21 protein-coding genes and 1 other annotated feature are annotated in these 22,437 nt (G+C 39.6%); all 21 genes read right to left on the bottom strand.

Going from position 1 to position 22,437, the window contains the following annotated elements:
• Positions 1-16: 16 nt before the first annotated feature.
• The 21 genes from rplB to sigH all read right to left on the bottom strand — a co-directional run bounded on the left by rplB (position 17) and on the right by sigH (position 22,407).
• Positions 17-847 carry a 50S ribosomal protein L2 gene (gene rplB / locus OE105_RS12760; protein WP_275420534.1) on the bottom strand — a complete coding sequence of 277 codons (831 nt, stop codon included), beginning with the start codon at positions 845-847 and terminating at the stop codon, positions 17-19.
• Between the two features lie 29 nt (positions 848-876).
• Positions 877-1,161 carry a 50S ribosomal protein L23 gene (gene rplW / locus OE105_RS12755; RefSeq protein WP_275420533.1) on the bottom strand — a complete coding sequence of 95 codons (285 nt, stop codon included), beginning with the start codon at positions 1,159-1,161 and terminating at the stop codon, positions 877-879.
• Positions 1,161-1,784: a 50S ribosomal protein L4 gene (gene rplD / locus OE105_RS12750; protein ID WP_275420532.1), complete on the bottom strand. Its 624-nt coding sequence runs from the start codon at positions 1,782-1,784 to the stop codon at positions 1,161-1,163. Before rplD ends, rplW begins: the two co-directional genes overlap by 1 nt.
• 25 nt (positions 1,785-1,809) lie before the next feature.
• Positions 1,810-2,442: a 50S ribosomal protein L3 gene (gene rplC, locus OE105_RS12745; protein ID WP_275420531.1), complete on the bottom strand. Its 633-nt coding sequence runs from the start codon at positions 2,440-2,442 to the stop codon at positions 1,810-1,812.
• 39 nt (positions 2,443-2,481) lie between these two features.
• On the bottom strand, positions 2,482-2,790 hold the full coding sequence (rpsJ, locus tag OE105_RS12740) for a 30S ribosomal protein S10 (RefSeq protein WP_275417214.1): 309 nt from the start codon (positions 2,788-2,790) through the stop codon (positions 2,482-2,484).
• Positions 2,791-3,230: 440 nt separating this feature from the next.
• Complete coding sequence (locus tag OE105_RS12735; protein WP_015865126.1) at positions 3,231-4,544, bottom strand: transposase; 1,314 nt, start codon at positions 4,542-4,544, stop codon at positions 3,231-3,233.
• Positions 4,545-4,753: 209 nt separating this feature from the next.
• Positions 4,754-5,941: an elongation factor Tu gene (tuf, locus tag OE105_RS12730; RefSeq protein ID WP_275420530.1), complete on the bottom strand. Its 1,188-nt coding sequence runs from the start codon at positions 5,939-5,941 to the stop codon at positions 4,754-4,756.
• 138 nt (positions 5,942-6,079) lie between these two features.
• Positions 6,080-8,158 (bottom strand): elongation factor G, encoded by a 2,079-nt coding sequence (gene fusA, locus OE105_RS12725; RefSeq protein ID WP_275420529.1) that lies wholly within the window; start codon positions 8,156-8,158, stop codon positions 6,080-6,082.
• 62 nt (positions 8,159-8,220) lie between these two features.
• Entirely contained in the window at positions 8,221-8,691 is a 471-nt protein-coding gene (gene rpsG, locus OE105_RS12720) for a 30S ribosomal protein S7 (protein ID WP_275420528.1), read from the bottom strand.
• A gap of 44 nt (positions 8,692-8,735) precedes the next feature.
• Entirely contained in the window at positions 8,736-9,155 is a 420-nt protein-coding gene (gene rpsL / locus OE105_RS12715) for a 30S ribosomal protein S12 (protein ID WP_275420527.1), read from the bottom strand.
• A gap of 101 nt (positions 9,156-9,256) precedes the next feature.
• Positions 9,257-9,505, bottom strand: a complete 249-nt coding sequence (locus OE105_RS12710; protein WP_275420526.1) for a 50S ribosomal protein L7ae-like protein — start codon at positions 9,503-9,505, stop codon at positions 9,257-9,259.
• A 140-nt stretch (positions 9,506-9,645) separates the two neighbouring features.
• Positions 9,646-13,242, bottom strand: a complete 3,597-nt coding sequence (gene rpoC / locus OE105_RS12705; RefSeq protein WP_275420525.1) for a DNA-directed RNA polymerase subunit beta' — start codon at positions 13,240-13,242, stop codon at positions 9,646-9,648.
• A gap of 111 nt (positions 13,243-13,353) precedes the next feature.
• Complete coding sequence (gene rpoB / locus OE105_RS12700) at positions 13,354-16,920, bottom strand: DNA-directed RNA polymerase subunit beta (protein ID WP_275420524.1); 3,567 nt, start codon at positions 16,918-16,920, stop codon at positions 13,354-13,356.
• Between the two features lie 410 nt (positions 16,921-17,330).
• Positions 17,331-17,957: a class I SAM-dependent methyltransferase gene (locus OE105_RS12695; RefSeq protein WP_275420523.1), complete on the bottom strand. Its 627-nt coding sequence runs from the start codon at positions 17,955-17,957 to the stop codon at positions 17,331-17,333.
• A 153-nt stretch (positions 17,958-18,110) separates the two neighbouring features.
• The gene (gene rplL / locus OE105_RS12690) at positions 18,111-18,476 is read right to left on the bottom strand and encodes a 50S ribosomal protein L7/L12 (protein ID WP_275420522.1); all 366 of its coding nucleotides are present in this window, start codon (positions 18,474-18,476) and stop codon (positions 18,111-18,113) included.
• Positions 18,477-18,509: 33 nt separating this feature from the next.
• Complete coding sequence (gene rplJ, locus OE105_RS12685; protein ID WP_275422198.1) at positions 18,510-19,010, bottom strand: 50S ribosomal protein L10; 501 nt, start codon at positions 19,008-19,010, stop codon at positions 18,510-18,512.
• 34 nt (positions 19,011-19,044) lie between these two features.
• Positions 19,045-19,199: a sequence feature (ribosomal protein L10 leader region), on the bottom strand.
• A 59-nt stretch (positions 19,200-19,258) separates the two neighbouring features.
• Positions 19,259-19,951 (bottom strand): 50S ribosomal protein L1, encoded by a 693-nt coding sequence (gene rplA, locus OE105_RS12680; RefSeq protein WP_275420521.1) that lies wholly within the window; start codon positions 19,949-19,951, stop codon positions 19,259-19,261.
• 92 nt (positions 19,952-20,043) lie between these two features.
• The gene (gene rplK, locus OE105_RS12675) at positions 20,044-20,469 is read right to left on the bottom strand and encodes a 50S ribosomal protein L11 (RefSeq protein WP_275417225.1); all 426 of its coding nucleotides are present in this window, start codon (positions 20,467-20,469) and stop codon (positions 20,044-20,046) included.
• A gap of 171 nt (positions 20,470-20,640) precedes the next feature.
• Positions 20,641-21,174 (bottom strand): transcription termination/antitermination protein NusG, encoded by a 534-nt coding sequence (nusG, locus tag OE105_RS12670; RefSeq protein WP_275420520.1) that lies wholly within the window; start codon positions 21,172-21,174, stop codon positions 20,641-20,643.
• 149 nt (positions 21,175-21,323) lie between these two features.
• Complete coding sequence (gene secE / locus OE105_RS12665; RefSeq protein WP_275420519.1) at positions 21,324-21,503, bottom strand: preprotein translocase subunit SecE; 180 nt, start codon at positions 21,501-21,503, stop codon at positions 21,324-21,326.
• A 310-nt stretch (positions 21,504-21,813) separates the two neighbouring features.
• The gene (sigH, locus tag OE105_RS12660; RefSeq protein WP_420842604.1) at positions 21,814-22,407 is read right to left on the bottom strand and encodes an RNA polymerase sporulation sigma factor SigH; all 594 of its coding nucleotides are present in this window, start codon (positions 22,405-22,407) and stop codon (positions 21,814-21,816) included.
• Positions 22,408-22,437 lie beyond the last annotated feature (30 nt).

The raw sequence follows: 22,437 nt of genomic DNA, 5'->3' as shown, positions 1-22,437 counted from the left end.
CCGTAGCTCAATCTTTTTATTTTTTACGACGACGTACAATAAATTTATCGGATTTATTATTTTTCTTACGAGTTTTCAAACCTAGAGCCGGTTTACCCCAAGGTGTCATTGGAGATTTCCGCCCGATTGGTGCTTTACCTTCCCCACCACCGTGTGGATGGTCGTTCGGGTTCATAACAGATCCACGAACTGTCGGACGCTTACCTAACCAGCGGGAACGTCCTGCTTTACCGATGTTGATCAGTTCGTGTTGTTCATTACCAACTTGACCAATCGTTGCACGGCATGTACTTAAAATCATCCGTACTTCTCCGGAAGTCAAACGAACTAGTACATATTTTCCTTCTTTACCGAGCACTTGTGCACTCGTCCCAGCGGAACGAACTAATTGTCCACCTTTTCCAGGTTTTAATTCGATATTATGAATAACGGTACCTACAGGAATATCCGATAAAGGAAGAGCATTTCCTACCTTAATATCCGCATCAGGACCTGAAAGAATGTCCATTCCAACCTTTAATCCCTTTGGAGCAATAATGTACCGTTTTTCTCCATCATGGTAATGAATTAATGCAATATTTGCTGAACGATTCGGATCGTATTCGATTGTGGCAACGCGTCCTGGAATGCCATCTTTATCACGTTTAAAATCAATCACACGATATTGGCGTTTATGACCTCCACCTTGATGACGAACAGTTAATTTCCCTTGGTTGTTACGACCTGCCTTTTTATGCAATGGTTGCAATAAGCTTTTTTCCGGTTTGTTCGTCGTAATTTCTGCAAAATCAGAAACCGTCATTCCTCGACGACCGTTGGAGGTTGGTTTATAAGTTTTAATCGCCATTTATGTTTCCCTCCTTTTCTTCGATTGAATTATACATTAAAAATTTCGATATCTTTGCTATCTTCTGTTAACGTAACGATTGCTTTTCTACGTTTTTTCGTATAACCGGTATATTTACCCATTCTTTTAAACTTTCCTTTGTAGTTCATGATGTTTACCTTTTCCACTTTCACGCCGAAAATTTCTTCTACCGCACGTTTCACTTGGGTTTTCGTCGCTTTCACATCAACTTCAAAGGTATATTTTTTATCGTTTAATATATCCATTGAACGTTCTGTAATAACGGGGCGCTTAATCACATCACGGACATCCATTATGCTAGCACCTCCTCTACTTTTTCAACGGCATCTTTAGTCATGATCATTTTGTCGTATCCAATAATATCGAGCACGTTTACTCCTGATGCATCAATTACTTTTACCGTAGGAATATTGCGTGCTGAAAGATAGACATTTTCGTTTGTTTCTGCCGTTACAACTAACGTTTTTTCATCCACTGACAAATTCTTCAATACCGAAAGAAAATCTTTCGTTTTCGGTGCATCCAATTGCAATTGATCGAGCACTAATAGATTATTTTCAATGACTTTCGTCGATAGTGCTGATTTCAATGCTAACCGGCGTACCTTCTTCGGAAGTTTGTATGCATAACTACGTGGAACCGGACCGAAAACAACGCCTCCTCCTCGCCATTGAGGTGCACGAATCGATCCTTGTCGGGCACGACCTGTACCTTTTTGACGCCACGGTTTACGTCCACCACCACGAACTTCCGAGCGGTTTTTCACTTTCGATGTTCCTTGTCGTTGGGAAGCACGCTGGCTAATAATAGCTTCTGACATTACATGTTTATTTGGTTCGATCCCGAAGACCGTATCATTTAATTCGATTTCTCCCACTTGGGATCCTGATTGGTTATATAATGCTACCTTTGGCATTTCTTTGTCCTCCTTTCCTCAGAAGTTAGTTAACAGATTTAATCGCTGTTTTAATTTTTACATAAGATTTTCTTGGACCAGGTACATTCCCTTTGATTAATATGATATTTCTTTCTGGATCAACTTTTACGATTTCCAAGTTTTGAATGGTTACCTTTTCTCCTCCCATTCTTCCAGGTAATTCTTTCGATTTGAATACCCGGTTTGGAGCAATCGTTCCCATTGAACCTGGTCCACGGTGATAGCGGGATCCATGTGTCATTGGCCCACGGGATTGTCCGTGACGTTTGATTGCACCTTGGAATCCTTTCCCCTTGGATATTCCTGTTACGTCAACGATATTACCCGATTCAAAAATATCCACTTTCACTTCTTGACCAATTTCATATTCCTCAATATTTACATCTCTAATTTCACTGATGAAGCGCTTAGGAGTCGTATTTGCCTTTTTCGCATGCCCTTTGTCTGGTTTGTTCGCTAGATTTTCCCGTTTATGGTCAAAACCTAATTGAACCGCATTGTATCCATCTGTTTCGACCGTTTTCTTTTGTAGTACGACGTTCGGAGTTGCTTCAATTACCGTTACGGGAACAAGATCGCCATTTTCCAAGAAAATTTGGGTCATGCCGATTTTTTTACCTAAGATTCCTTTAATCATCAGTCACACCTCCTAATATGATGAAGATTTAATATACCATTATAATTTGATTTCAATGTCTACACCTGACGGCAAATCTAACCGCATTAACGAATCAACCGTTTGTGGCGTTGGATTGATAATGTCGATTAGTCTTTTGTGCGTACGCATTTCAAATTGCTCACGAGAATCTTTATATTTATGGACGGCCCGCAAAATGGTGTATACGGACTTTTCTGTTGGAAGCGGGATTGGTCCGCTAACAGAAGCTCCGGAACGTTTAGCCGTTTCTACGATTTTCTCTGCAGATTGATCGAGTACGCGATGATCATAAGCTTTTAATCGAATACGAATTTTTTGTTTTGCCATTATTTTCCCTCCTTTTCGCCTATTTCCTAGACCTTCTCCGTGAAAATTTCCCAACACACATGCCATGGCAAAGCGGCCGGGTGTGTCAGCAACCTTTCACATCATCGCCTTTTTAGTCAACCTTTCATATTATACATAAAACAGGGGTATTACGCAACATATTTTATAAATATTGCTTTTATACACGGACTTTTCCATTATACATAGACTGACGATAAATTTCAACTTTTGTTTATACGTAAATCAGCTATGAAGAGTATATTTCAAAGTTTTTCGTCAAAATAGGGATTTTCAAATTATCCACAGTTGGTAAAATTTTCCAGTTACTTTCCTTCTAAAATTTTTAAAAACTAGTCCTATTAATGCGATTTTTCTATAAAGTTGTGGATAACTTGCTTTTTACTCCCTATTCATCACACCCTTCTGCTATAATAGAATTGTTAGGTATATGTAAACCTAACCTGTATTTTTTTACATTTTTTCAAATCCTCGACTGTTATAATGCGGGTTCGGATCGCTTCTAACAGCTTCGAGGATATTTCTTTTGCTGACTTTTTCAGCTGCTTCAAAAGTTTTGACCCATATTTATATAGTTGAACAAGGATATCAGCTATTTGAACAAGTAAGTAATGATTTTTCAGTGCATTGTAATTATGACAATTCACATGTTCAATTTCATACCAACCATTTTTCTGGTTATTAAAACCCTCATTTTCTATTTTCCAGCGTCTTCGACCTGCCTGAACAAGTATTTCTGCATTCCTTTCAGTTATTCGAAAGTTTGTAATAAACAGAAACTCCTGTTTTTTCTCATTCTCAGTTACTTTTACTTTTTCCACAAGATTTACCAAACGATCGTTATAAGCAATATCATTGACCCAGAAATATTCTGAGCTTTTACCATTCGTTTCTAAAGATTGGATTGCTCTGAATTCTTGAGAAACCGTTTTAATCCGATCTTCTTTGAACCGGAAAATATATTTCCAATTGTGTTTATCACAAATTTCAAATACTGGTTCACAAGCATAAAGGCTATCTGCGATAAGACAAATAGGAAGACGTTTAAATGTTTTCTTTAATTTATCGACTAGCCTCATAAAAGCTTTTAACTCACAATCCTGCTTTGGAACATTTTCTGACTCATTTTCTATAAATTCTGTAGCGATGCTAAGAACCATATCTCCTACCACAAGCTTGGCTTCTAGAACATGGTGCATATATGCCACTTTTGTTTCTCCGGTTTCCTTATCCTTGTATTCCCTTCTCAGACAATGTTCACAGTGTTTTTCCTTAAATGTATGGATACCTGTCCCATCGAAAACAATTGGCCAATATTTATTTAGAATCCGGAAGGATTCTAAGCATCTTTTTTCAAAAAGTTTTTTGATTAGATAAATCCTTATGGTTTCAAGCTCTTTTGGCTCCAACTTTGCTAAAAAGTCATTAATTGTATCATAATGCGGGAGCTCGTTGAGCTCTTTCAAACCCAAAACTACTCGAATATTTTCGATACATTCATCCTTATTAAACAATTCGGTCATACTTCTCATTGATTTGATTCCAAATACACTTTTAAGAAGAATGGTGTAAAGGATTGTTTCTGGACCATAGGTAATGTAGCTTTGATGCCTTTTATCTTTTACTTTTTTTAGTTGATCTACCAAGTCTTTAAAGAAATGATTTTGAATCTTAACGAAGTCGAAGAAAAAGTTTTGGTTTTTTTCTCTTTCTCTTTTTTCTTTCCTTGTTAACATTCACAAATCCCCCTTAAATCTTGATAAATCCAGATAAATTATCGCATATTTATCAAAATTTGGGGGCTAGAAGCTCAATTTATCTCGAAGAATTTTTACTCCTCAGAGCTGTATACGTAAATTGTGAAGATGGGAAATAGAAAGTGATTAAAAAAACTCCGGACGTGATGGAGACATCATCGATCGTCCGGAGTTTTTGCATTGTTCGATTATTTGATAACCGAAGATACAACACCTGCTCCTACAGTACGACCACCTTCACGGATGGAGAATTTCGTACCTTCTTCAATCGCGATTGGTGCAATCAATTCAACGGTCATCGTAATGTTATCACCAGGCATAACCATTTCTACACCTTCAGGTAATTCGATTACGCCAGTAACGTCTGTTGTACGGAAATAGAATTGTGGACGATAGTTAGCGAAGAAAGGAGTATGACGTCCACCTTCTTCTTTCGTTAATACGTATACTTCAGCTGAAAATTTCGTGTGAGGCGTAATTGAACCTGGTTTTGCTAAAACTTGACCCCGTTCTACTTCTTCACGGGAAATACCACGAAGAAGTGCACCGATGTTATCTCCGGCTTCGGCTTGGTCAAGAAGCTTACGGAACATTTCAACACCTGTTACTGTTGTTTGTTTTGATTCATCAGCAAGACCAACGATTTCAACGACATCACCAACTTTTAATACTCCACGTTCAACACGACCAGTTGCAACAGTTCCACGTCCTGTAATTGAAAATACGTCTTCAACAGGCATCATGAACGGTTTGTCTGTATCTCGTTGAGGTGTTGGAATATATTCGTCTACAGCATTCATCAATTCGATAATTTTTTCTTCCCATTCTGCTTCCCCTTCTAGAGCTTTTAACGCAGAACCTTTAATTACTGGAATATCATCTCCTGGGAAGTCATATTCAGATAACAAATCACGAACTTCCATTTCAACTAATTCCAATAATTCTTCATCGTCAACCATGTCGCATTTGTTCAAAAATACAACAATGTAAGGTACACCTACTTGACGAGAAAGAAGAATATGTTCACGGGTTTGTGGCATTGGACCATCAGCAGCGGAAACAACAAGGATCGCTCCATCCATTTGAGCCGCACCAGTGATCATGTTCTTAACGTAGTCAGCGTGTCCTGGACAGTCTACGTGTGCATAGTGACGGTTATCCGTTTCATATTCAACGTGTGCAGTTGAAATCGTAATACCACGTTCTTTTTCTTCAGGAGCACCGTCGATTTGATCGTAAGCTTGTGCTTGCGCCTTTCCTTGTTTTGACAAAACAGTTGTAATTGCAGCTGTCAAAGTTGTTTTACCATGGTCAACGTGTCCAATGGTACCAATGTTAACGTGTGGTTTAGAACGATCGAATTTTTCTTTTGCCATCAGGAAAATCCTCCTTTAATTAAAATATAATATAATAAGTATATTTTATAATTAGCCGCTATGAAAATGGAGAATTCCATTTTCATAGCATTGTGCTACTTACAATAAAGTTATACAAAAATATATAAGTAAAATCAATTATTCACCGCTATTTTTTTTGATGATTTCTTCGGCGATCGATTTTGGAACTTCTTCGTAATGATCGAAGTACATTGTAAATGTTCCACGTCCTTGTGTATTCGATCGAAGGGATGTAGCATAACCAAACATTTCAGCAAGTGGAACCATCGCACGAACAACTTGTGCGTTTCCACGGGCTTCCATTCCTTCGATTCGTCCACGTCGAGACGTAATATCACCCATGATGTCACCCATGTATTCTTCGGGGATAACGACTTCCACTTTCATAATCGGTTCTAATAGGACAGGATTACATTTTTTCGCTGCATTTCTTAACGCTAAAGATGCGGCTATTTTAAATGCCATCTCACTGGAGTCAACATCGTGGTAAGAACCGTCATACAGTTTAGCTTTTATGTCAACTAATGGATATCCGGCTAACACACCGTTTTGCATTGCATCTTCCAATCCGGCTTGTACAGCTGGAACGTATTCTCGCGGTACGACACCACCGACAATTGCATTTTCAAATTCAAAACCTTTTCCTTCTTCGTTCGGTGAAAATTCAATCCACACATGTCCGTATTGACCACGCCCACCGGATTGACGAACGAATTTTCCTTCCACTTGGGCGGAGGAGCGGAAAGTTTCCCGATATGCAACTTGTGGCGCACCAACGTTTGCTTCCACCTTAAATTCCCGTCGCATACGATCGACGATAACATCAAGATGGAGTTCACCCATCCCTTCAATAATCGTTTGCCCGGTTTCTTGATCTGTATGGGCGCGGAAGGTTGGATCTTCTTCTTGTAATTTTTGCAATGCAGTAGACATTTTGTCTTGGTCTGCTTTCGTTTTCGGTTCAATCGCAACAGAAATAACCGGTTCTGGAAATTCCATCGATTCTAAAATGACTTTGTTTTTCTCGTCACACAACGTATCTCCTGTCGATGTATCTTTCAAACCGACAGCAGCAGCAATATCCCCTGCATAAACGGTAGAAATTTCTTTTCGGTGGTTTGCATGCATTTGCAAAATTCGACCGATTCTTTCCCGTTTACCCTTGGTTGAATTCAATACGTATGAACCAGAGTTCAATGTTCCAGAGTAGACGCGGAAAAAGGTTAATTTACCAACGTATGGGTCAGTCATCACTTTAAAGGCTAGAGCAGAGAACGGAGCATCGTCACTTGATGGACGGGTTAATTCTTCTTCCGTTTCTGGATTGATTCCGCGAATATCTTTTACGTCTGTCGGTGCTGGTAAATAATCGATAACCGCATCCAACATTAATTGAACACCTTTATTTTTAAAGGCTGAACCACAAAGAACCGGGAAAAATTCCACATTAACCGTTCCTTTACGAATGGCGGTTTTCAGTTCTTCTACTGTGATTTCTTCACCTTCTAAATACTTCATCATTAATTCTTCATCAAAATCCGCAACTGCTTCCACAAGTTTTGCGTGGTATTCTTCAGCCATATCCTTATACTCATCCGGAATTTCTTGGACTTGAATATCCGTTCCAAGGTCATTCGAATAAATATAAGCCTTCATTTCCACCAAATCGATAATTCCCTTGAATTGATCTTCTGCACCGATTGGTAATTGAATCGGATGAGCATTCGCTTGAAGACGATCATGTAATGTATTAACCGCGTATAAAAAGTCAGCCCCAATTTTATCCATTTTATTCACGAATACGATCCGCGGTACACCGTATGTTGTCGCTTGACGCCATACCGTTTCTGTTTGTGGTTCTACACCAGATTGGGCATCCAAAACAGCTACTGCGCCATCTAAGACGCGTAATGAACGTTCTACTTCTACAGTGAAGTCAACGTGCCCAGGGGTGTCAATAATATTTACCCGATGACCTTTCCATTGGGCTGTAGTCGCTGCAGAAGTAATCGTGATTCCACGCTCTTGTTCTTGCTCCATCCAGTCCATTTGGGAAGCGCCCTCATGGGTTTCACCGATTTTATGAATGCGACCCGTATAGAACAAAATACGCTCTGTCGTTGTCGTTTTTCCAGTATCAATATGGGCCATGATTCCAATATTACGAGTTTTTTCTAAGGAGAACTCTCTTGGCATTCGTCTTTCTCCTTCCTGTATAGAATAATATGTGATAATTAAAAAACTTTAGAAAGCGAATATTACCAACGGTAGTGGGCGAATGCTTTGTTGGCTTCGGCCATTTTGTGTGTATCTTCCCGTTTTTTCACAGCAGCACCTGTATTGTTTGCTGCGTCTAAAATTTCATTCGCTAAACGTTCTTCCATCGTTTTTTCTCCGCGAAGCCGTGCGTAATTCACTAACCAGCGTAATCCCAACGTTGTTCTACGTTCGGGACGAACTTCCACTGGCACTTGGTAGTTTGCACCACCAACTCGTCGTGCACGAACCTCCAATACTGGCATAACGTTTTTCAAAGCTTGTTCAAATACTTCCATCGGGTCTTTCCCAGTACGTTCACGGATAATTTCAAATGCACTGTATAGAATCTTTTGGGCTTTTCCTCTTTTCCCATCGATCATAATTTTATTTATTAGACGAGTTACAAGTTTGGAATTATAAATCGGATCAGGTAACACATCCCTTTTTGGAACAGGACCTTTACGTGGCATACAGACTCCTCCTTTCGTTTGCCTTCATTTTAAAGATTGAGTGATTATTTCTTGTCTTTCGGTTTCTTTGTACCGTATTTTGAACGACCTTGTTTACGATTTTCTACTCCAGCCGTATCTAACGCTCCACGGATAATATGGTACCGAACACCAGGTAAGTCTTTTACACGGCCTCCGCGAATCAATACGACACTATGTTCTTGCAAATTGTGACCAATTCCGGGAATGTATGCCGTTACTTCAATTCCATTACTTAAACGCACACGAGCATATTTACGTAAAGCGGAGTTTGGTTTCTTTGGTGTCATTGTTCCTACACGAGTACAAACACCGCGTTTTTGCGGGGAATTTAAATCCGTTTGCACCTTTTTGAAACTGTTATACCCCTTATTAAGTGCAGGGGATTTTGATTTCTCAATAAGCGCTTTCCGTGGTTTACGAACTAATTGATTAATTGTAGGCATCTAATATTTCCTCCTTTCCGATGTTTTCAAACCCACACATCCAGGTGATTCATTTTTTTACAAAAACAAAGCCTTTGTAGTTTATATCTACAAAAACTGTTTTAACGAATAATCGCAACGCTGGCTGCCTTTACATCAATTCCACAAGCTTTGCCTAATTTGGCCATAGAATCAACATAAAGGATAGGAACTTGCTTTTCTTGTGCAGCTTCGATGACCTTATTTCGAATAATTTCGTCTGCATCTAAAGCTACGATCACTTCTTTTACAAGATCCGATTTTAAAGCTTTCACCGTTTGTTTTGTCCCTACGATGATTTCTTCTGCCTGTTTTACTTTTTCATAAGACATACATCGTATCCTCCAAAGCAACAGGTTTTCGGGGCACCTAAATCATATTAGCATTTCAAAGTTTGGATGTCAACAAACTTTTTCGATAAATTTTAACAACCGCCCATCCCTAAGCGGGCGGGCAGTTGAAAAGTTTAACATTAGTCAACCGTAACCTGCTTTTCATCTTTTTTCTCCAAGTGGAACTTTGCTTTCCGATAAATCGACATCCCTGTTCCTGCGGGTACCAACTTACCGATAATTACATTTTCTTTTAAGCCGAGCAATTCATCCTGTTTTCCTTTAATTGCTGCGTCCGTAAGTACTCTTGTCGTCTCTTGGAAAGAAGCGGAAGATAAAAAGGAATCTGTTTCCAAGGAAGCTTTCGTAATTCCAAGTAACACCGGTCTTCCTGTAGCAGGGATTTTCCCCTCTACAAGGGCTTTTTTATTTGCCTCTGTAAATTGATGAGTATCTAACAACGTTCCAGGTAATAAATCCGTTTCTCCTGGATCGATCACCCGAATCTTCCGGAGCATTTGTCGGACCATAACTTCAATATGCTTGTCACCGATTTCCACACCTTGCATTCGATAAACCCGTTGGACTTCCCGCAACAAATATTCTTGTACAGAAAGAACATCTTTTACTTTAAGTAGTTCTTTCGGATCAATGGAACCTTCCGTCAGCGGTTGGCCCCTTTCAACACGGTCACCTACGGATACTTTCAACCTAGCTGAATATGGTGTATGGTATGTTCTCGATTCAACGCTTCCGACAACAACGATTTCCTGTTGTCGATCCTTACCTTCCCGTATTTCCGCAACTTCACCATCAATTTCAGATATAATTGCCTGCCCTTTTGGATTTCGTGCCTCAAACAATTCTTGTACACGAGGGAGACCTTGGGTAATGTCATCTCCAGCTACACCACCAGTATGGAACGTACGCATCGTTAATTGGGTTCCTGGCTCTCCAATGGATTGGGCAGCGATAATTCCAACCGCTTCACCGACTTCAACCTCTTGACCTGTTGCTAAGTTATTTCCGTAACATTTTTTACATACCCCGTGTCTAGTGTTGCAAGTAAAGGCAGAACGAATCCAAATTCCATCGATTCCTGCTTTAACGATTTTTCTTGCAATTTCTTCCGTGATCAAATCATTACCTTTTACAAGTATTTCACCCGTTTCAGGATGTTTGATCGTTTTTCTAGCATATCGACCGACGAGACGTTCATCTAATGACTCGATTACTTCCGTTCCATCGGTGATTGCTTGTATATAAAATCCTTTCTCTGTTCCACAATCTTCTTCCCTAACAATGACGTCTTGCGCAACATCGACTAGCCTTCTCGTCAAGTAACCCGAGTCAGCTGTTTTTAATGCCGTGTCAGCAAGTCCTTTCCGTGCACCGTGGGTCGAGATAAAGTATTCTAATACGGTCAATCCTTCACGGAAACTGGATTTAATCGGTAATTCGATAATCCGACCTGCTGGGTTTGCCATCAAACCACGCATACCTGCAAGCTGCGTGAAATTGGAGGCGTTACCCCGTGCGCCAGAGTCGCTCATCATATAGATCGGATTCATGCGATCTAATGAGGCCATCAACTTTCCTTGTATATCATCTTTGGCTGCACTCCAAATGGAAATAACTCTGTCGTAACGTTCATCATCTGTGATTAAACCTCTTCTAAATTGTTTTTGAACGGTGTCTACCTTATTCTGAGCCTCATCTAATATATCTCCTTTTTGCGGGAGAACGACAATATCGGCAATACTAATTGTAATTCCTGCTTTAGTCGAGTATTTGAAACCTAGATCTTTCATTCGATCTAGCATTTTTGATGTTTCAGTAATTTTATACCGTTTGAACACTTCCGAAATAATGTTCCCCAAATATCCTTTTTTAAATGGAGGAACGAGATCTCTAGAAGCAATAACCTCTTTTACATTTACATTCGAAGGAACAAAGAACTGATCAGGCGTTCTTTCCTCCAAATTTTGTTTCGTTGGCTCATTAATATACGGAAAAGATTTCGGTAAAATTTCATTAAAAATTAATTTTCCAACTGTGGTTAAGAGCAACATTTTGTTTTGTTCTTCAGTGAACGTTGGATTTTTTAAGGACCCAGCATGAACGGCAATGCGACTGTGTAAATGTACGTACCCATTTTGATATGCGATAAATGCTTCTTCCCGATCCTTAAAGACCATACCTTCACCAATCGCGCCTTCCCTTTCTAATGTGAGGTAATAATTTCCAAGAACCATGTCTTGGGAAGGTGTAACAACTGGTTTCCCGTCTTTCGGATTTAAAATGTTTTGAGCTGCTAACATTAATAATCGGGCTTCTGCTTGGGCTTCTGCAGATAACGGTACGTGAACGGCCATTTGGTCCCCATCAAAATCCGCATTATACGCAGTACAAACTAGGGGATGTAACTGTATAGCCCTTCCTTCAACGAGAGTCGGTTCAAAGGCTTGGATCCCGAGTCTATGCAAGGTCGGTGCACGATTTAGTAAAACAGGGTGTTCCTTAATGACTTCTTCTAACACATCCCAAACATCAGGGTGTAGTCGCTCAATTTTCCGTTTTGCTGATTTAATATTATGGGCAAGTCCCTTTGCCACTAATTCTTTCATAACAAACGGTTTGAACAGTTCAATCGCCATTTCTTTTGGCAAGCCACATTGATACATTTTCAAATTAGGACCAACAACGATAACAGATCGGCCGGAATAATCTACCCGTTTACCTAACAAGTTTTGCCGGAAACGCCCCTGTTTCCCCTTTAACATATGGGATAAGGATTTCAAAGGACGATTTCCCGGACCCATAACCGGTCTTCCACGTCTACCGTTATCGATCAGAGCGTCGACAGCTTCTTGCAACATTCGCTTTTCATTTTGAACAATGATACTTGGCGCACCTAAATCCAATAATCTTTTTAAACGATTGTTACGGTTAATCACACGTCGGTATAAATCATTTAAATCTGACGTAGCAAACCGCCCACCATCAAGTTGTACCATCGGACGTAATTCAGGTGGAATCACGGGCAATACATCAAGAACCATCCAAGAAGGATCATTTCCGGAATTTCTAAAAGCTTCGATCACTTCCAGACGTTTAATTGCTCGGGTTCTCCTTTGACCTTGAGCCGTTTTCAATTCTTCTCTTAAAAGGGCGCTTTCCTTATCCAAGTCAATATCTTGAAGTAATTTTTTAATGGCCTCTGCACCCATACCTGCTTGGAACTTGTTCCCATATTTTTCTCGATAGGCTCGATATTCCTTTTCAGATAACAATTGTTTCTTTTCCAAAGATGTATTACCTGGTTCCGTTACGACGTAAGATGCAAAATAAATGACTTCTTCCAAGGCCCTTGGAGACATATCTAATACAAGACCCATCCGACTTGGTATACCTTTAAAATACCAAATATGGGATACAGGTGCAGCCAACTCAATGTGACCCATTCGCTCTCTACGTACTTTTGATCGAGTGACTTCAACACCACATCGGTCGCAAACGACACCTTTGTAACGGACACGCTTATATTTACCACAATGACATTCCCAATCCTTTGTCGGACCAAAAATACGTTCGCAAAACAAGCCGTCCTTTTCAGGTTTTAACGTACGATAGTTAATCGTCTCCGGTTTTTTTACTTCTCCATAGGACCATGAACGAATCTTATCCGGAGAAGCAAGACCAATTTTCATATACTCGAAATTGTTAACATCCAACAAGGGGACGACCTCCTTATTAATTACGGGATACCCAATTTGCTTAAATGGGAAAACCCAAACCGAAAAGATCCATTTAGACATTAGGATTTTTCGATTTGAGTTTTTCCAGAATTAATCCACAGAAGCACCCACTTTTTCCGATTCTTTCTCATTATTTCCGTCGGATTGTATATTAAATGAATCAGAGTTACCTATATCATCAACATCTTCCAGCTCTTTCATCTCGATTTCACGCCGGTCGGCCGATAAGATTTTCACATCTAAACCTAAACTTTGCAATTCTTTCATTAACACCTTGAATGATTCTGGCACACCAGGTTCAGGGACATTTTCTCCCTTCACAATCGCTTCATATGTTTTTACACGACCGACAACATCATCAGACTTAACCGTCAAAATTTCTTGAAGCGTATATGCTGCCCCGTATGCTTCAAGCGCCCAAACTTCCATTTCTCCAAATCGTTGACCCCCGAACTGAGCTTTACCTCCAAGGGGTTGTTGGGTAACGAGTGAGTATGGTCCTGTCGAACGGGCGTGCAATTTATCATCAACCATGTGGGCAAGTTTAATCATGTACATGATCCCCACGGATACTCGGTTGTCGAAAGGCTCCCCAGTACGACCGTCGTATAGGACCGTTTTTCCATCCCGATCCATTCCGGCTTCTTCCAAGGTATTCCATACATCTTCCTCATTCGCTCCATCGAATACAGGAGTTGCCACATGAATACCTAATCGTTTCGCTGCAATTCCAAGATGGAGTTCTAATACTTGCCCGATGTTCATCCTCGAAGGAACACCTAACGGATTAAGCATGATGTCAACTGGCGTTCCATCCGGTAAAAATGGCATGTCTTCTTCAGGTAAAACCCTTGAAATAACCCCTTTATTTCCATGTCGACCGGCCATCTTGTCTCCTACAGAAATTTTTCGTTTTTGTACGATATATACACGTACGAGCTGATTCACTCCAGGAGGTAGTTCATCTCCGTCTTCCCGATTAAAGACCTTAACATCTAAAACGATTCCTCCACCTCCGTGGGGTACACGTAAAGATGTGTCGCGAACTTCCCTTGCTTTTTCTCCGAATATCGCATGAAGCAAGCGTTCCTCTGCAGTCAGTTCCGTAACACCCTTTGGAGTTACTTTACCAACAAGAATATCGCCATCTTTTACTTCCGCGCCAATCCGAACGATACCTCGGTCATCCAAATTACGTAGAGCATCTTCTCCAACGTTTGGAATATCCCTCGTAATTTCCTCTGGGCCAAGTTTCGTATCGCGGGATTCCGCTTCGTATTCTTCAATGTGAATCGACGTATATACGTCGTCTTTCACGAGCCGTTCACTCATAATAATCGCATCTTCATAGTTATAACCTTCCCAAGTCATGAAGGCGACAAGGACGTTCCTTCCAAGGGCTAGTTCACCTTGTTCCATCGAAGGACCATCTGCTAAAATCTCACCTTTTTCTACCCGGTCTCCCTCTTTTACAATCGGCCGTTGATTGAAGCACATTCCGTTATTTGATCGAACAAATTTGGATAAACGATATTTGTCTAAGCCGCCTTGAATTTCCTTCCCGTCGATAACAGATATACGCCGAACTCGGATCTCTCGAGCCTCCACATGTTCAACAATTCCTTCATGTTTACAAATAACTGCAGCACCGGAATCGTGAGCGGAGATATATTCCATACCTGTACCGACAATCGGTGCCTCAGGAACCATTAAAGGAACGGCTTGCCGTTGCATGTTCGCTCCCATCAGCGCTCGGTTTGAGTCATCATTTTCAAGAAACGGAATACATGCCGTTGCTACAGAAACGACTTGTTTCGGCGATACATCCATAAAGTCCACTCGATCAACTGGAACTACTAAGTTTTCCCCACGGAAACGTGCGAAAACTTCCTTTTCTAAGAAATAACCATTTTCATCTAATTTTGCATTCGCTTGAGCAACTACATAATTATCTTCCTCATCAGCGGTCATATAATGAATTTCGTCAGTGACACGTCCAGTTTCAGGGTCAACTTTCCGATACGGTGTCTCGATAAATCCAAAACGGTTCACCTTTGCATATGTTGATAAGGAGTTAATCAATCCAATATTCGGACCTTCTGGCGTTTCGATTGGACACATCCGTCCATAGTGGGAATAATGGACATCTCGAACCTCAAAGCCGGCCCTTTCTCTTGTTAATCCTCCTGGACCGAGTGCTGACAATCTTCTTTTATGGGTTAATTCGGCAAGCGGGTTCGTTTGGTCCATGAATTGGGAGAGCTGGGAACTTCCAAAAAACTCTTTAATCGAAGCAATTACTGGACGAATATTAATTAGTTGCTGCGGAGTAATTGTGTTCGTATCTTGAATCGACATACGCTCCCTAACAACCCGCTCCATTCTTGACAAACCGATGCGAAATTGATTTTGTAATAGTTCACCAACAGAACGGAGTCGTCGATTTCCTAGATGATCTATATCGTCCGTTCTTCCGACTTGATGAAGTAAATTAAAGAAATAGCTGATGGATGCAATAATATCAGCAGGGGTGATATGTTTAATATTTTCGCCTACATTTGCGTTACCAATAATATTGATTTCTTTTCCTTCTTCATCTGCGGGTGAATATATTTTTACAGACTGGATCGTAATCTCCTCATCCATCACACCGCCAACTGGTTGAAACGTTTTAAACCCGATTCCCCTTTCCAAATAAGGTAATATCCGATCAAGGGTTCGTCGATCTAGAACCGTTCCTTTTTCCGCAATGATTTCTCCAGTTTCTGAATCAACTAATGTTTCAGCTAATGTTTGCCCGAACAATCGATTTCCAATATGAAGTTTTTTATTAATTTTATAACGTCCAACACTCGCTAAGTCATATCGTTTCGGATCAAAAAAGCGCGAAATCAATAAACTTTTAGCGTTTTCTACAGTCGGAGGTTCACCTGGACGGAGTCGTTCATATATTTCAATAAGCGCTTTTTCAACATTATCTGTATTGTCCTTTTCCAAAGTATTACGTAAATACTCATTATCCCCAATTAAATCGATAATTTCTTGGTCTGTTCCAAAGCCGAGTGCCCTTAATAAAACAGTAATCGGCAATTTTCGTGTCCGGTCAATCCGAACGTATACAACACCTTTTGCATCTGTTTCATATTCAAGCCAAGCACCACGGTTTGGAATAACTGTGGCAGTGAAACCTTGCCTTCCATTTTTGTCCATTTTTGCATTATAATAGACACTGGGGGATCGGACCAATTGGGATACAATAACCCGTTCTGCCCCGTTGATGATGAAGGTACCCGTTTCAGTCATGAGCGGAAAATCACCCATGAACACTTCTTGGTCTTTTACTTCACCAGTTTCCTTATTAATCAATCTCGCTTTGACCCGAAGTGGAGCAGCATAAGTAACATCCCGTTCTTTTGACTCCTCAACGGAATACTTCGGTTCTCCCAAACTGTAATCAACAAATTCAAGGGACAGATTTCCGGTAAAATCTTCGATCGGTGAAATGTCTTGAAACATTTCACGCAATCCTTCATCCAAAAACCATTGATAAGATGAAGTCTGGATTTCAATTAAATTGGGTAATTCCAATACTTCTTTAATTCTTGCAAAGCTTTTGCGTTGGCGATGTCGACCATACTGAACTAGTTGACCTGTCAACAGATTCACCCCTCAAATCATACATTTTAGAAAATGAGAAAACGAGTTTCCCATTAAACATAACGGTATATCGGTAAAAATAAAAAAGGTTTCCTTAGAAAACCACAAAAGTATACATGCTATTTAGTTATTTTCCCCAATTCTTTTCCAATTCATACACCACACTAAAAAATTGGGACGTACATATAAATATACATTGGCATTAAAATATATTAACACAAACCGGTTTTCATGTCAAATCTTTTTCGAATTATTTTAGACTCTATAAACGGTCTTAAATCAAAGGACATAGAGAGATTCACCAGACTCCTCCCGAACAGAAAACGGATATTTGTTAGAGAATATTTTATGGAAAATAAGTCTTCGGATTATTGTGGAATTTCCATTTTCAAAAAGCGGAGATTTATCCTTTAATATTTGTCCTTTGTTCTGTTACCATTTTTTTGTATACGAAATATATAATATCCCTTATCTTTTTTTACCACGGTAACCTGACCAAAGATTTCGGTCAGTTTCGTTTTTATTGAAGGGGCACCTTGTTTTTTTTGAACGACAACCCACAATTCTCCTCCAGGACATAAATAATTTACACTGTTTTCTAATATTTGAAAAACGATTTTTTTCCCAGCTCGAATAGGGGGATTCGTTACAATCGCTGCAAAGGAAAATTCCGATACTTTCTCAAATCCATCACTTTGATAAATTTCCACATTTTTCACTTGATTATTTTTTGCGTTTTCCTCTGCTAGTCGGATTGCCCGTTCGTTAATGTCAATCATATGAACTGTTCGTGTCGGATGTGTTTTCGCCAATGCCAATCCAATCGGACCATACCCACAACCGACATCCAAAAACGGTCCTGAAACCGATGGCTCTTGGAACGTATGAATCAATAACTTCGAGCCAAAATCCACCTCGTTTTTTGAAAAAACTCCCCGATCTGTTTTAAAATGAAAAATGTCTCCTCTTAACTGATAATTCCAATGGAGGGGTTTACTATCGATTTTAGGGTTTTTTGAATAGTAATGTTCCGTCATAACATCACCCCAATATCATTATTCAACTCATGCTTATTCTTTTAAGGCTCTATTATTTTTTATAATTCGGATCGTATCTATATTTTTAAAAAAAGCTCGCTTTCATAGCGAGCTTTTGAAATTGATCGATTCTTCTTTTGAAACGAAAGGTTTTTATTTTATTTCTACGCCAGCACCGACTTCTTCAAGTTTAGCTTTGAGTTCTTCAGCTTCTTCTTTAGAAATACCTTCTTTAAGTGGTTTCGGTGTGTTATCAACCAAGTCTTTTGCTTCTTTAAGACCAAGACCAGTGATTTCGCGAACAACTTTAATAACTTTAATTTTTTGAGATCCAGCTTCAGTTAAAACAACATCAAATTCGGTTTTTTCTTCAGCTGCAGCTCCACCAGCAGCTCCGCCAACAACAGCAACAGGAGCAGCGGCAGTAACACCAAATTCTTCTTCAATTGCTTTTACTAAATCATTTAATTCTAAAACAGTCATATTTTTGAGCGCTTCAATGATTTCTTCTTTCGTCATGAAATATTCCTCCTATTTTTGAATTTTATATTCCTATGCACCTTGTTCTTCTTTTTGTTCAGCAACAGCTTTCGTTGCAAGGGCAAAATTCCGGATCGGCGCTTGTAGTACACTCAACAACATAGAAAGCAATCCATCTCTTGATGGCAACTCTGCCAAAGCCTTAATTTCTTCAAATGTCGCTAAGCTGCCTTCAATTACACCCGCTTTAATTTCAAGAGCATCATGCTCTTTTGCAAAATTGTTTAAAATTTTCGCTGGCGCTACAACGTCTTCTGTACTGAAAGCAATGGCGTTTGGTCCTGTCAACACGTCTTTCAATCCAGATAATTCCACAGAATCAGCAGCTCGACGCATCATTGAATTTTTGTATACTTTAAATTCCACGCCGGCTTCCCGAAGTTGTTTGCGAAGTTCAGTTACTTCTGCCACATTTAACCCACGATAATCAACAATGACCGTTGAAACGCTGTTTTTTAATTTTTGGGCGATTTCTTCCACAATCTGTTTCTTTTGCTCAATAGCACTGGACATATCTACACCTCCCGTTCGAAACAACCATTCATACCGGACCAACAAAAAACCTCCAGCCAGTAGACATGGAGGTTTTCATAGAAACATACTTCCGTCAGCCGGAATATGCGTTCAATCTATGTTCTCTACCTCGGTAGGATATTAAGCCTGTTCGGCACCTACTGTCTACGGTATAAATGTGTTTCTATTTATTTGCCGATATTTATCATAACAAGCAAGTAACAACTTTGTCAATACACACTATTTTCCTACTGGATCGTCACCGGATCAACCTTGACGCCAGGACCCATTGTTGAAGTAACGGTAATATTTTTTACATACGTACCTTTAGCAGAAGCAGGTTTTACTTTTAAAATCGTTTCATAAATCGTTGCTAAGTTTTCATGAAGTTTTTCTGTATCAAAGGAAACTTTACCAATCGGTACATGTACGTTTCCAGCCTTATCAACACGGTATTCAACTTTACCTGCCTTAATTTCTTTAACCGCACGTTCAACTTCAAATGTAACGGTGCCTGTTTTCGGGTTTGGCATTAATCCCTTTGGTCCGAGGATTCGACCAAGTTTCCCAACTTCTCCCATCATATCAGGAGTAGCTACGATTACATCGAAATCGAACCAACCTTGTTGAATTTTTTCAATATATTCTTGTTCGCCGACGAAATCAGCACCAGCTGCTTCAGCTTCTTTTGCTTTTTCACCTTTAGCGAAAACGAGCACACGGCGAGTTTTTCCGGTTCCGTTCGGAAGTACGACCGCTCCGCGAATTTGTTGATCCGCCTTTTTCGGATCTACACCGAGGCGGAAAGCAACTTCTACCGATGCGTCGAATTTAACAAAACTAGTTTTTTTCACTAGTTCAAGTGCTTCTTTCGCATCGTATACCTTTGTGCGGTCAATTAACTTTTCGGCTTCAATATACTTTTTACCTCTTTTTACCATAATTATCCTCCTCTTATGTGGTTTTAACGGTTGGACCTCCCACGAATAAGAGGTTGCTTTGTCGCAACCTCGCATTCATTGCCATTCAACCTTTAATCTTCAATAACAATGCCCATGCTGCGAGCAGTACCTTCAATCATCGCCATAGCGGCTTCAACACTTGCAGCATTTAAATCAGGCATTTTTGTCTCGGCAATTTCACGCACTTTATCACGCTTAATTGTTGCAACTTTATTGCGATTCGGCTCGCCTGAACCGGATTCGATACCAGCTGCCTTTTTCAACAATACTGCAGCAGGCGGCGTTTTCGTAATGAAAGTAAAGGAACGGTCTTCAAAAACCGTGATTTCCACCGGAATAATTAAACCAGCTTGATCAGCTGTGCGAGCATTAAATTCTTTACAAAATCCCATAATGTTTACTCCGGCTTGACCTAAAGCGGGTCCTACCGGTGGCGCTGGATTCGCCTTACCAGCAGGGATTTGCAACTTCACAACTTTAATGACTTTTTTAGCCACGAGACACACCTCCTTAAGTCCGTGATGTGGTATATGGGGAAAACCCCTCCCACTCAATTGATATTATATATCAGTTAATAAAACAACAAAACAACTGGGAATCTCAATCATTGAGACATACCGACTTAAAAAGTTTATCAAAAATAAAGCGGAATTTCAAGTTATTTTATATTATATTTTCTCAATTTGCGAGAAATCCAGCTCTACTGGGGTTTCCCTTCCAAACATGTTCACAAGTACCTTCACTTTGCCTTTCATTTTATCAAAGTCTTCTACTGTACCAGTGAAATTTTGGAAAGGTCCTTCTTTTACTTGCACGGATTCACCGATTTCTAAGTTGATATCGATCCTTTGTTCTTCAATGCCCATTCGCTTTAACAATGCTTGGACTTCTTCTTCCAAAAGAGGTGTCGGTTTCGATCCTGATCCCGAAGAACCTACAAAACCTGTAACACCTGGGGTATTTCTTACAACATACCACGAATCGTCCGTTAAAATTAATTCAACTAAAACATAACCTGGAAATACTTTCTTTTTAACGATTTTCTTCTTTCCGTTTTTTACATCTATTTCTTCTTCCTCCGGAACGATGACGCGGAAAATTTTATCTTGCATACCCATCGTCTCTACTCTTTTTTCCAAATTGGTCTTCACTTTATTTTCATAACCAGAATACGTATGAACTACATACCAATTTTTTTCCATTAACGAGGACGTCTTGTCCTTCCCTCCCTGAATGAAAATTCTTCAAACCGTAAATTGAACCTTTCCTAATGAAAAAACCCGCTTGAAACCGGGTTCTTATATTTCTTCCATTACCATTATAACAATTGTCTGTTCCATTATTCATTTCATCAAGGTATAATCTCGATAATTTTTGTGATTCCAAGATCAATTAATGTGAAAAACAAGATGAAAAAAACTACCGTCGATACTACAGTAATCGTATATTTGACGAGTTCCTTTCTATGCGGCCATCGGACTTTTCTCATTTCTTCCGCGACATTATGGAAAAATTTAACAATCGTTTGCATTTTTACCTCCAATTAAAATTGGTGTGACTGGCTGAAAATCGTATGTTTCGTTTGATAAAACCATATTTTTTCATAGGAGACGCACTCCAATCTCCTTTAATGATCATCGAGTTCGGTATTTCCTTAAGCATACGCCAAAAGACACATTCACTTCCATTTCTAACCAAGCTTAATATAATAAATACATAGGACATCCATCTTAGAAAATGTATCATGAACGATATAAGAATGTCAATATCGTTTAATTTGAATTTTTCTATAAAAATAGCAATCTCATATAATTTTACATGAAGAATGAACATTTTTTGACTTATCTTGTTTCCAAATATTTCTCCAGTTTTCTTTTCACCCTTTGCAATGCGTTATCAATCGATTTCACATGGCGATTCAATTCACCAGAAATTTCTTGATACGATTGACCATCCAAATAAAGGGCTAACACTTTTCTTTCCAAATCGCTCAAAAGCTCCGACATTTTCACTTCAATTTGATCAAATTCTTCTTGGTTAATAATCAATTCCTCCGGATCCAGTTCTTTTGATCCGGAAATCATATCGAGTAACGTCCGATCACTTTCTTCATCAAATACCGGCTTGTCCAAGGAAACATAAGAATTTAAGGGAATATGTTTTTGCCTAGTGGCCATTTTAATAGCAGTGATGATTTGACGCGTTATACATAGTTCGGCAAAAGCTTTGAAAGATGTAGGTTTATCACCTTTATAATCTCGAATGGCTTTAAATAGGCCGATCATTCCTTCTTGCACGATATCCTCCCGATCAGCACCGATTAAAAAATAGGATTTTGCTTTGACGCGAACAAACAGGCGATATTTGTGAATTAAATAATCTAACGCTTCACTATCACCGTTATGGACGAGTTCCACAATTTCTTCGTCTTCCATCCCCTGGTACTTGCCTTTCGTGTCCTTTCC

The organism is Fervidibacillus halotolerans, assembly GCF_026547205.1.
In the GTDB taxonomy this organism is placed as follows: Bacteria; Bacillota; Bacilli; order Bacillales; family Caldibacillaceae; genus Fervidibacillus; species Fervidibacillus halotolerans.
Note: the sequence above shows the minus strand (reverse complement) of the source record. Positions and strands in the feature narration are given on the sequence as shown.